Raw genomic sequence first — 12,304 nt, 5'->3', positions numbered from 1 at the left:
TGTGTTAGTATTTGAGGTGTCGTCAGGAAAGCGCACTACATTAGCAATTATAGATGGAAGGGAGATACAAGACTGATCATGAAAAAACGGGAGAACAGAATTGAAACTTATGATAGAAATATGAGGCCCGATGAGGCAAATCAAGACAACATGAAATGGCATTCGCCCAAAATGAGTCCCTTCCACGTCTCAGGTCTTGCCTGGTTTGCGGAAGAGGGCAAGTATCGGAGACTGCCAACTGCGCCAAAGGCCGTGCTGCCTGCTGCTGTAGATTATTTGGCCAATCATCCGGCGGGTGCGCAAGTTCGTTTCCAAACTGACTCTCCTTCATTGTCGGTAAGAGTAAAGCTTGCAGATAAGGCAAATATGTTTCATATGCCAGCGACAGGACAATGCGGAGTGGATTGTTATATCGAAACATCGAATGGACTGCAATACTGCAATACAACGAAATATGATATCGAACGGACAGAATATGATAGCGTTTTATTCCAAGACTGGCATTCCGAAATGCGTAATATTGTTCTCTATTTACCGTTGTACCAGGGCGTGGAAGAGATAGAGATTGGCTTGGAGGAGAATGCCTCCATACTTCCCCCGCCAGACTATGTGACGGACAAAAAAATCATTATATATGGGACTTCCATTACTCAGGGAGGCTGCGCGTCGCGTCCGGGTATGGCGTATTCCAACATTTTGAGCCGCAGAATCCCGATGGAATTTTTGAATTTAGGATTTTCGGGAAGCGGCAAAGGCGAACCAGAGGTAGCTGAGGTTATTGCCAGCATTCCTGATCCTGCCTGTTTGGTTCTGGATTACGAAGCGAATTGTGTGAGTACCGAGCTTTTTCAACAAACGCTTCCTGAATTTATCCAAATCTATCGAAGCGTCCACCCTCAAACAAAAGTGCTGGTCGTTTCCAAAATCCGTTACGCCAGAGAACACTTCCCGAATCACAGGGAGCTGTATCAGACAAGAATGGAGTGCAAGCAATTTCAGCAGTCACTCGTTCATGAGCTTCGATCCAAAGGCGATCAAAACATTTTCTTTATCGACGGCTCTGACTTGCTCGGCAGCGATTTTAATGAATGTACGGTAGATGGCACGCATCCAACTGACTTAGGTTTTCTCAGGATGGCGGATCGTCTCGAACCAATATTTAAATCTCTGCTGCTATGTGCGGTAGTTCGCTCGCACTCTGTTCGAGGCTGAGCGACCGCGTTTAGCAGCAACAAAAGGAGCTGTCCAATAAGTCTCAAAAATAAAAAGTTGGGCGAAAAATAATTCCGTCCAACTTTTTGTGTAGCTGCTTTTTCAGGAAAGTGGCGAGGTCGATGCCTGCCACTTTTAAACTTTCTACCAAAACGGAGCGTCCAGCATTCCGTTTTCACTGACTTTGGGATAACCATTTTTCCAGGTGCCGCCTATTTACTGGATTGTATATGAATTTTCATACACGTTTAGCCAGGTGCCGCCCTATTTGCTGGATTGTGTATGAATTTTCATACACGTTTAGCCAGATGCCGGCCTATTTGGTGGATTGTGTATGAATTTTCATACACGTTTAGCCAGATGTCGGCCTGTTTGGTGAATTGTATATGAATTTTCATATACGTTTGGCCAGATGCCGGCCTATTTGGTAGATTGTGTATGAATTTTCATACACGTTTGGCCAGATGCCGCCCTGTTATTTTAAAATTCCAATTCGTGAATTGTGCCTACCGGCTGGCACATAAGCTCACAGCCTCCCGGCGTAATGACGACGCCTTTCTCCCAGCGGATGCCAAACGTCGGCGTCATGACAAAGGTATCGATCTGGAACGTCATGTTCGGCTCCAGCAAGTACTCGGACGACGTCTCCATCCAAGGCGCTTCCACCTCGATCATTCCCGTGCCGTGGCAAGGACCGTACAGGTAATTGTCCGCATAGCCGTTATCGCCAAAAAATTTAATAAAACCTTTCGCCACATCGCTCGCTACGACGCCCGCTTTGAGCTGGGCTTGCGTCCATTCGTGCGCACGGAGGCCAAATTCGATAACATCGCGGCGCTCCGAAGTCAACTTGCCAAGGCTGATCGGCAGTCCGACCGCCGCCGAATAGCCGTCGACTTTGGCGGACAAGTTCAATTGCACGATGTCTCCCGCGTTAATGACGCGGTGCGAAGAACGGGAAATCGCATGGCTCGTCGACTTTTCGCTGAAAATATACATCGGCAGCCCTTCGTATTCGGCGCCATGTTCGTAAATAACGCGCTGGGCGACGCCGACCATCTGTGATTCCGTAACGCCCGGACGGATCGTCCGGATGACTTCTTCCGTCGCAAGCTCGGCAATACGGTAACCTTCGCGCATGCACGCCAGCTCGTTGACCGATTTGATCCGGCGCAGCGAAACCATAATGTCGTCCGCACCGACGATTTCCGCCTCAGGGTAGTTGTTCTTCAACCCTTCCATCATAACGACCGTCGTGTCGAGCAGGCTGGCGACGCCGATTTTCAGCTTGTCGCCCGTTAAGCCAAGCGCCTTGAAGACGTCCCGGTACGTGTTGGGCTTAAGCTCGGGGTACGCAGGGTTGGCCGACTCGCGGTATTCCATGAGCGTGAAAATTTTATCGATTTTGCCGAAGTCCGAAGCATAGACGGTGCTCTCCGGTCCAACGAGGAGCGCGGCGTCTCCCGCAGCCGTAATAACGACGCCAGCCCGCTCGAACAACGGCCAGAAGCCGCTAAAATACCGCGCGTTCGCATAGTCCGCTTCGTTGGAGTTGACAAGAAGCGCGTCCAATCCTTTTTGCTGTACCAGCTTTGCCGCCCGCTGAATTCTTTCCTTATACTCGTAGTCCGGAATACAGATCCTCGTTGACATTGTAATCCTCTCCCTTATCCCTTTTTTTTCGTTGCGTGCGCGATTATCGGATTTCACCCTTGTTCCACAGTCTGGCGAAATCATCCGCGCGATGGAAAGTCGAGCCCATATCCTTAAGGCGGTCGATCAGCAGCGAAAACTCCTTCATCGCTTTATCCCCGCAACCAAGCGTCAGGAAGCGATCCGGCGTAACGGTTGCTTCGCCGTAATGATAGCTTTCTTGGATCGGAATGAACTCCCACGGGTGGAAATAGAAACAAAGCACGACCGGCAAATTTCTATCCTTGAGAAATTTCACAAACCCGTCGATATGCTTCATCAACGCGTCGGTTCCTTGCGTACGGAACAACGGCCATTGATCGCGGTCGCGCTCCAGTCCCGGGTCATTGCTCTTCATGACCATGTCGGCGAAGTTGGGAATTTCGACGATGTTCATATCGCCTTCCTTCGTCCAGTCGGCCGAGCTTGGATTGTACGGAACATATCGCTCCCGATAGAAGTACATCGGATAAGAGGCGTCCGACACATAATTTAGCTTCTCCAGTGAATTAAGCAACGCAGTGGAGCCCCACAGGCGGGGAGCGCGGAACGAAACCGGCTGTTCTCCAAGAACTTGCTGCACCCATTCCGTTGCTTTCTCGATACGAAACGGGACCTCCTCCGGAAGGAGTGGAACGACTCCGGGAATCGGGAACAACTCGTCTCCAACCGTCTCATGGAACAAAGAATGGCAGCCGACTTCGTTGCCGCTTTGCTTTACAAGCTCTACGCTCTCCGGATTTCTCCGTGCCGCATCCCCCGTATAGTAGAACGTTCCCTTAATGCCCTTCTTATCAAATAGCTCGACAAGCGGTGCTGTAGCATTCTTAACCCCGTCATAATAGGGCGTAAAGCTTCCTACGTCCGTCTCCATATCGAAGCCGAATATAACTTTGATATTATCACTCATCTATTCATCCACTCTTCTCCGTAAATATAATTGCGAAAATAAAACACTTTACTCGCTGAAGCCCATCGTCGTATAGAAAGCCATATTGTCCTGTCTCGTATCCAGTCTGCCGTATTGAACGACGACCGGCGTGTCGCTTTCGACTTTAAGCGCATATTGCAATTCTCTTGGAATAATAAATCCTTCCAGATCATCCGGATTATCAAGCCGCAGACAGCGAACTCGCTCTCCGCCGACCTTAACTTTAATATCCTTAACAGGCTCGCGATCCGTAAAATAAAGCGTCAAGCTAATGTTTGCTTCATTGCCTCCCAAGTTCAGTACGATAACCGACTCGTGTCCTTTCAGCAGGGAATCCCCCGCGGGCGGCAATTCGCAATCCGGGTAGATCCACAACGTATTGCCTTGACCATTGCTCATCTTTTCACCTCCTCTATGCGTGGTGTCAGCCCTTATTCCCCATGCTTGATTGTTTCAGCAGAAGTACAGGCTCCAGCTCGATTTTCTCGTACTGCTTTCGCCCTTTATCGTGCTCTCTGCGCATAATGATTTCGGCAGCGATCGATCCGATTTCATAAGCGGGTTGAATGATGGCCGTAATACCCGGCGAGATCAATCCCGTTTCGTCATTCGCATCGAAGCAGGCAACTGCAATATCTTCAGGAATTTTCAGCCCGCTTTCGTAAATCGCCTTTATAGCGCCGTACATTAAGAAATCGTTGGCGGCCAATACCGCAGTAGGCCGATCTTCGTTCAGCAGCCATTCGCGCATCATTCGGTACCCGTACTCCTGCTTAAACGTTCCGACGCCTATCCAACGCACCTCCGGCGTAATGCCGTTTTCCTCTAGACATTTTCGAAAGCCAAGCATTCGTTCCGAAGATGTGGATTGGTTTAACGGCCCCGTCATCATCGCTATTTTGCGGTGACCCTGATCGACTAGATGTTGGGTAATGCTTCTGCTCGCTTTCGCGTTATCGATCGCAACCAAATTAAAACGATCTTCCAACGAAGGCAAATTGTCGATAAATACAAACGGAATGCCGGAATCGATATAAGGCTGAAACAGCCGGACATCCGAACCTACGGTGGCAATGACCAATCCGCTCACCTGATTTTGCAGCAGTACCCGAATGTACTCCTCTTCCTTGCCCACTTCTTCATCCGTATTACATACGAACACGTTATAACTGTTCTCGCTAGCCACCTTTTCGACGCCTTTGATGACTTTGGAATAGAAACTATTTGATAAATCCGCGACTACGACCCCGAGCGTACGAGCGCTCCGACGTTTCAAGCTTCGAGCTACTTCATTCGGTTGATACCCGGTCTGCTTGATCGCATCCAGTATGCGTTCCCGGGTCTTGGCGCCTACCCGCCCCGTTCCGTTAACGGTTCTGGAGACGGTGGACACCGATACATTTAATTGTTTGGCAATATCTTTGAGCTGCACGGCATCTCTCCACTCCTCTTTTGATATTTGAGACAACGTTTGCGCAATTGGCACAGGTTGATTCCCTATCGCGCCTCATACATAATCCCATTATTGCATGCTGTCCGTTATTGCAAGCTATCCGTTAGCGCAAGCGACTTGCGGTATTGTGCAAATTCGCTATCCAGCACGCTTTGCACTTGGTTAATTTTCCAGCGCAAATGCGCAGTGTCCGTCATATACTCCATGCTCGGTTCCCAGCCAAGCCGCGAATCGGCTTCCACCAGCGGGATCGCAGCCTCCGCATTTGCGATTTCACGGCGAGCCAACTCCTCCATCCGCTCCATCAATGCCAATGCTTTGCCGGTATCCCCTTCGCTCAATAGCTGTCGTTTCAGCTTCCACCACTGCTTGACATGGATCGTCGTCTTAATCGACCTGGCAATAAACTGCCCTAGACCAAACATTCTCACGCCTTCTTCTCTTTTTCTATCCGGAGTCCTTTTTAGCGCTTCTTCCAACAACTCGTTACCGGTGTCCATTAGCTCAAGCATCCGCTCGAGGCTCCTGATTTCCACGTCGATGCGGGATACGCCAAGCGATTGCCGAGGATCTTCTAGCGGATCGTAATCCGTCAATACGATTTCGTTGCCGAACATCGCATGTTTGACAGCCGGCATTTGCACCGCTTTTTTAAACATAGCATTGCGGAAAACGAGTGGATAAGACGGCCCAACGCGAAACGGTCCGTACTGGTCTTCGTTTGTCGGGATATAATGGGTGATCGCTTCGCTCCATGCGTTCCAAGCTTCCACTGCAAGAGGCGCAGCCGCTTCGCCAAAGTCGCGCTTGGCTATCATCGCGAGCGCTTCTTCATACGTAGGGCTCGGGCTCCAGTAAGCCCACTTTGCGAGCTCGCTAACAAAGGATGGCCACCAGCCGAAATGATGGGATTCCATTAGGCCGCTTAAGCCCCAGTCTTGGTTGGCTTTCTTTAATGCCTCATGTCTCTTGTTCCATTGTCCCGGAAACGGCTCGTAAGGAATGACGCCGAAATCCCAAGTAAGCCCGCCCGTGTTGCTCATTGCATGCAGCTTAATGCCGCGTTCGCGTGCCACTTCCGCCTCGCTGCTAAAATACGCGCCAGGCCCGACGTTTGAAAGCGTATAGTCTACGCAAACGTGAGTTACATGCTCATTGCGTATTTGCTCGAACATCTCGAACGTCACTTGCAGCGTAATATTTTCCGGCAGCGCGCGGATAAGCTTCAGGCGATCTTCCTTCGGCGCCCAGCCCCAGTTGTACGTCCAAAATACGATGTCCGCGTCCGGGTTATGCGCGCGAATCGTTCCCGACAACAGGTTCAGCCACTGCGGAAAGTCTTCACATGGCCACCAACCTGGACTCGGCTTCGTTTGCGGTTGATCGGCCGGCCAATCAAGCCGCAGCTTGCCCGTCGTATTTGTATCCTTGCTCGGAAATTCGCAGGATTCCCCGACGAGAATAACACCTTTAAACCTTGGGCACGCCTCGAACACCCGTCCATAGGTGCATTCGTAATAATGTTTCGCATCCGGATCATCCGGATGGAGGCGGCTGATCAAATAGCTGTAAACATAGACATCCAGTCCGTAGAGCTCAGCGCGATCGACCAAATAGTTGAAATCCTGATAACCTTCCGGCGTCTCGTCAACATCCTTCACAAACACCATAATCGCGTCGATCCCCGCATGTGCAAGCGCATTCAAATGCGAATCGGGATAACGATCCAGCCCCCAGCCGGAATGGGCCATACGCGGCGAGAACAGCGGTTCGCGGGTAACATCCGAGCAAGCCAGCACCGGCGCTTCGCGCAAATTCATCTGATCCTCGAGAAAATAGCTCCCCTGAGCTGCCCCGCGTTCCTTGTAACCGCATACAATGATACGACTTTGCTGAGCAACGATTCGGTAACTTCGCGGCTTCTCAAGCTTACCGCCAATCGCTGGCAATTGCTCGCTCGTCGCCAGTACGATTACACGCTCTTGCACGGCAACCGTCTCCGCCATATCCTTTACCCGCAACAAACGAACGGAAACGTTCATGCTCGTAAACAGGTAGTCCTGCAAATCCTTGGCCGTATGGACCAGCAGCGGACTGGCCGCCTCATCGATAACGATGCGCCAGTCCTCCGAAATTTCCAGCTCGCCCGCTTCGGCGCGGACGCTGGAATCACGGCGATTCGGCTTATGAACCACTTCCAGCCGCTTGCGAAAATCGTAGTTGCGCTCCATCTTCCGCCCCCTCATCATTCATTTTCAATCATCCAATCAACGAATTTCTAACCAGCGTCAAGGCTCCGATCATCCCCTGCTTATCTCCGAACGAGCTATGCTCCAGTTGCATTTCTACCGCGGCATAACGATTTGCTCTAAGCAGGATCGTACGTTTTGTTTCTTCGAAAATGATAGGCAAATGTTCAAATACGGGACCTCCCAAATAAATCACTTGCGGATTAAACAAATTAATGACGTTGCTCAAAGCTATACCGATCGCTTTACCTGACGTTATGCAGACATCAAATGCGATTTTATCATTTATTCGATAAGCTTCTGCAATGGATTCGAATTGGCCGCCTTGGCGCTTATAAGCAGCCTCGATCATCGGATAAGTCACAATATTTTCTAAACAACCATAATTACCACACGAACAGCGACCAGCATCTTCATCTGCGGTAATATGTCCGAGCAGCCCGCCTACATTATTAGCGCCTCTAAGCAACTGCCCGTTAATAAATATGCCGGCCACTATACCGTAAGCAACGTGAACATTGATAAAATCCTCGACATCTTTGGCTTTACCTTCTATTTTCTCGGCTAGAGCCATCGTTCGACCGCTTTCGTCCAAATAAACGGGGCAATCAAAGCGCCGGTTCAGCCTGGATACAATATCCAGTTCTCCCCAAGCATTGAGGTTTGGAATATTTAATATCCGCTGCATACTCCTATCCACGATACCCGTAACACCGATCCCTATGCCATCAAGCTCTTCTGGATTCAATTCCGACTCGGCCAAAAACCGTTCGACTTTCTCAAGCACACGCTCTATGACATCCGCTTCTCCGTCAAACTCATCTACAAAGTATTCCTGCTCATGCGTAATTCTCATGAGGTTATCCGCCAATGCAAAGCGGATTCGGTATCCCCCAATATCAATTCCTAAAAACCGAAACTTCTCGGGATTTAAGTATAACAATACTTCTTTTCTTCCCATCCCATTGCCAACACGATCGCCCTCGACAACGTAATGATGCTCGATGAGCATTTTTGTAATATTAGTAATTGTGGCTTGCGAAAGTCCTGTCATTTCCGCTAACGCTTTACGGGAGACGCCTTCGCATTTCTGTATGACCTTCAGAATTTGATTTTCCAATGGATTTAATTTCATCCTAAACTATCCTCTCACACGCAATAATAAAATCACCTACCCATTCTATCATAAGTGTTCGTTGTGCTTACAGGGTAAGGCTTTTGACTGAACTATAATGTCTTCGCTGCTTGAATGGCTGTTTTATCTTATATATTTTACTTAATAAATTATATAACTTAAATACTCGATTGTAAATACATTAATAAAAATCAAATCCAACGATTACAACTAATTGATTGCCTTAACTCAAAGTGAAACAATCATATAATCTACTTAATGAATTATGTAACCGGCATTGTAGCGTGAAATGTGTGCTTCTGCCGACATAGAACCAGCCACGGCTAATAGCCGCGGCTGTTCTTCTTTCTTGTCCGGAAATCAGCTTCTCACCGGAATCTTAAGCTCTTGCTCAACAAAATCGCGGCATATTTCCAAGCTTCGTAGAGGCGTATGCAAGGAATAGTCGATTTCGACAGTCAGCCATCCCTCGTAACCAATTTCATTTAATGCGTCGATAATCGGCGGGAAGTCGATCACACCTGTACCAAGCTCGCAAAAATCAAGCAACGCTTCATTGCCCAGCAGCATAGTAGCAGCTTCGACACTTGCGTCTCTCGGCGCAAGATCCTTCAGATGCACATAGGCGACCCGCTCCTTATGTCGACGAATCACACTGACCACATCCATACCCGCCCCTGATAAATGTGCCGTATCAGGTGCGAAGAACACTTCGGCATCGCATAGCGCAAGCAGCTCATCGAGCTCGTTCTCATCTTGAAGCTCCGTCCACAAATGGGGATGCACGCACGACTTAACTCCAAATTCCAACGTTCGTTTTGCGGATTCGTTAATTGTAATTGCCGCCTGCTTTAATTGTTCCGGCGTCATAGTCCCTTTACGAGGAGCCCCTGGACCGAACACGATATGTCCTGCTCCGCATTTGGAGATTATTTGGGCTAGCCGAACGTTAAAATCAATGATGCTCTGTTGCTTGGCCGGATCGGCAAAACAACGCCCCGCTTCGCCCGAAGCTCCTCCGTATACGCCGGCAAGGGCAAGACCGTATCGATCGAGCAATTGCTGCAGTTCGCTCTCGCGATTTTCAAACCCTAACACAAAGGAGGGCCACGGCTCAATGGCCTTGTAGCCTAGCAGCGCCGCTTCCTCAAAGCTTTTTTCGAATTTGTCGCCCCAAGTAATGCCATGGACGGCTACTTTACCTTTAAATGCGCTCAAGACATTCATCTCCCCATTAAATGTTCTAACACATGCAAATCCAATCCTTCATAATCGCGCGCCGCAATCAATTGGCGCTCCGCTTCTTTGTCGTAAGTGCGTACCTTATCAACGAGATGCAAAAACATTTTTTTGCTATTTTCCAAGTGTTTATACGAAATGTCGCGCGGCTGCGTCCTCATGACCTTTACATCCAAGCCAACAAATTCACCGTTTTTGCCATATCCATTCTCTTCAAGCACACGCACCTGATTAAATGCGCGCCGTAAATTATCAGACCCGAATGACTTATCCTGATCGTATTTCAGCCCATTCTGGTCATTAAGATGTACGCTCCACAACTTGTCGAAGGAGAGCGCATAGCCCATTTCATCCGATGGGTCGAGACCTGCCAGTATGCAATGGGCTGTTTCGATCAACCCGCCCACTCGCTTCGGATCTATCGTCCGATAGGCAAGCGCTAATGTATGTCCAATAGTCGGTATGTACGCATGATCCATTGGCTCATTTGGCTTCGGTTCAATTAGAATTCGGATATTGCTGTCATATTCAAGCAGTTGATTCATGGCATCTACAATATAATGAACCGAATCAACCGGATTTTTGGCTTCGCGAATATAAGTGCCCTCTCTTGCCAGCCATAACACAAAGTTGTTCGTTCCCATCTCTCTCGCAATATCGACAGCTTGTTTGGAACGTTCGATTGCGTAGGCGCGCTCCTTCGCATCATTGGAAGTAAACGCGCCATCAATCGTACTCTCGCTCTCCCATAGACGTGGTGCAACAATTTCCGCAACCAATCCAAGCTCATCTAAACGTCGGCGTACGGCACCGGCTTCCTTCATGATTTCCGCATAAGATTTCTGTTCAATATCCGGTACAATATCATCGTCGTGAAATTGTATGCCTTCGAATCCAAGCTCGCGATAAACGGCTAATTTCTGTTGAAAATCAAAGGATTGACGAACCGCGGGGCCAAACGGATCTGTCCCCTCATGAATATTCCAAGGTCCAAATGAAAAACGATACATAGTCAAGCTCCTCTCAAATAAAAACGGCTATTCGCCGTCCTATGGCGTAAGAATAGTTGTTGTCGGTATTTTTACCCAACTTTTGTTTGCAGATGAAGTTTCAACTGCTTCCAGGACCAGTTGATTGCGATATCCATCCTCGAAATTAGGCGATGGACTTCTATTTTCGGCAATACCATTTGTTAGCTCATGCAAAAGGTTGATAAAAGTGTGCTCATAACCGATAATATGACCTGCAGGCCAGTAAGCCCCCGCATACGGATGGATTCCCTCCGTACAAGTGATGGTGCGGAACCCTTGATTGCCTTGCTCATCATCTTCCAAATATAATTCCAATTCGTTCATACTCTGCATATCCCAACGGATAGAACCCTTGGAGCCATTGATCTCGAACTGGTTCGTATTGCGGTTTCCTTTGCCGAAACGAGTCGCTTCGAAGACGCCGAACGCCCCATTGTCAAAGCGGCCCAGAAACGCTACTGCATCATCAACGTCAACATCGCCCATTTGATCCCCGTAAATCTCCGCATTTAACCCGCCGCTCATTTCTCCCAGAGGACGTTTCTTGATAAAGGTATCCATCATTCCTGACACTTCGCTGATCTCGCCTACTAGATACCGTGCCAAATCAATAGAATGAGCCATCAAATCTCCATGCGTGCCGGATCCGCATACATCCTTGCGCATCCGCCAGACAAGCGGAAAGTTGGGGTCCATAATCCAATCCTGCAAATATCTAGCTCTAAAATGATAAATATGCCCAAGCTTCCCGCTGTCGATTAGCTGTTTGGCATATCGAACGGCCGGAGCGAAACGATAATTGTGACATATCATATGCACAACTCCGGCTTTATTAACCGCTTCCAACATGCGCCCGGCCTCTTCGACATTCATCGCCAATGGTTTCTCGCATAAAATATGTTTGCCGGCATTTGCTGCCGCGATCACGATTTCCGCATGCGTATTGTTCGGTGTAACGATATCAATTAAGTCGATGTCATCTCTTTCAATCAGACGACGCCAATCCGTTTCACAAGAAGCCCATCCCATCTTCTCCGCCGCCGCTTGCACTCCCTCTTGATTGCGTCCCGCTATCGCCTGCATGACAGGTTCGACTTTAGTATCGAAATAGAAAGGCAAGTCGCGATAAGCGTGGCTATGGGCTTTTCCCATAAACTTGTATCCAATCATGCCAACGCGCAATTTCTTTTTCACCGTTCCGCCTGACAGCATCTCACTCACCTCGCTCCCTCACTCCTTATAGAGGTTGTTCAAAAAGTCCGCTTCCCATTACGAAGTAATCCAAGAAGCCTACTCGACGTCGAATATTGAATTCAGCCGAACCTTCCGGTGCTCACGTAGCTTCCACTACGCTCCGCTCCT

The 12,304-nt window shown here is 48.9% G+C and carries 10 protein-coding genes; 1 reads left to right on the top strand and 9 read right to left on the bottom strand.

Annotated features, from left to right (window positions below):
- Nucleotides 1-78 precede the first annotated feature (78 nt).
- Nucleotides 79-1,212, top strand: coding sequence for an SGNH/GDSL hydrolase family protein (locus tag KJW29_RS00785; RefSeq protein WP_214628374.1), 1,134 nt, complete (start codon nucleotides 79-81; stop codon nucleotides 1,210-1,212).
- A gap of 480 nt (nucleotides 1,213-1,692) precedes the next feature.
- Here the strand turns inward: KJW29_RS00785 and KJW29_RS00780 are convergent, their stop codons facing one another.
- The 9 genes from KJW29_RS00780 to KJW29_RS00740 all read right to left on the bottom strand — a co-directional run bounded on the left by KJW29_RS00780 (nucleotide 1,693) and on the right by KJW29_RS00740 (nucleotide 12,154).
- Entirely contained in the window at nucleotides 1,693-2,865 is a 1,173-nt protein-coding gene (locus KJW29_RS00780; protein WP_087570729.1) for a M24 family metallopeptidase, read from the bottom strand.
- A 43-nt stretch (nucleotides 2,866-2,908) separates the two neighbouring features.
- Nucleotides 2,909-3,814, bottom strand: coding sequence for a polysaccharide deacetylase family protein (locus tag KJW29_RS00775; RefSeq protein ID WP_087570728.1), 906 nt, complete (start codon nucleotides 3,812-3,814; stop codon nucleotides 2,909-2,911).
- 48 nt (nucleotides 3,815-3,862) lie between these two features.
- Nucleotides 3,863-4,234, bottom strand: a complete 372-nt coding sequence (locus tag KJW29_RS00770) for a sensory rhodopsin transducer (protein WP_214628373.1) — start codon at nucleotides 4,232-4,234, stop codon at nucleotides 3,863-3,865.
- Nucleotides 4,235-4,259: 25 nt separating this feature from the next.
- Entirely contained in the window at nucleotides 4,260-5,267 is a 1,008-nt protein-coding gene (locus tag KJW29_RS00765) for a LacI family DNA-binding transcriptional regulator (protein WP_214628372.1), read from the bottom strand.
- A gap of 107 nt (nucleotides 5,268-5,374) precedes the next feature.
- Nucleotides 5,375-7,519 (bottom strand): hypothetical protein, encoded by a 2,145-nt coding sequence (locus KJW29_RS00760; protein ID WP_214628371.1) that lies wholly within the window; start codon nucleotides 7,517-7,519, stop codon nucleotides 5,375-5,377.
- A gap of 28 nt (nucleotides 7,520-7,547) precedes the next feature.
- Nucleotides 7,548-8,672: an ROK family transcriptional regulator gene (locus tag KJW29_RS00755; RefSeq protein ID WP_214628370.1), complete on the bottom strand. Its 1,125-nt coding sequence runs from the start codon at nucleotides 8,670-8,672 to the stop codon at nucleotides 7,548-7,550.
- Nucleotides 8,673-9,032: 360 nt separating this feature from the next.
- Nucleotides 9,033-9,890 carry a sugar phosphate isomerase/epimerase family protein gene (locus KJW29_RS00750; RefSeq protein WP_214628369.1) on the bottom strand — a complete coding sequence of 286 codons (858 nt, stop codon included), beginning with the start codon at nucleotides 9,888-9,890 and terminating at the stop codon, nucleotides 9,033-9,035.
- Nucleotides 9,891-9,895: 5 nt separating this feature from the next.
- Nucleotides 9,896-10,921, bottom strand: coding sequence for a TIM barrel protein (locus tag KJW29_RS00745; protein ID WP_214628368.1), 1,026 nt, complete (start codon nucleotides 10,919-10,921; stop codon nucleotides 9,896-9,898).
- 39 nt (nucleotides 10,922-10,960) lie between these two features.
- A complete protein-coding gene (locus KJW29_RS00740; RefSeq protein WP_246608782.1) occupies nucleotides 10,961-12,154 on the bottom strand; it encodes a Gfo/Idh/MocA family protein in 1,194 nt (397 codons plus the stop codon).
- Nucleotides 12,155-12,304 lie beyond the last annotated feature (150 nt).

It is taken from the genome of Paenibacillus agaridevorans (genome assembly GCF_018604145.1).
Classification (GTDB): Bacteria; Bacillota; Bacilli; order Paenibacillales; family Paenibacillaceae; genus Pristimantibacillus; species Pristimantibacillus agaridevorans.
This window is presented reverse-complemented; position numbering and strand designations above follow the sequence as displayed.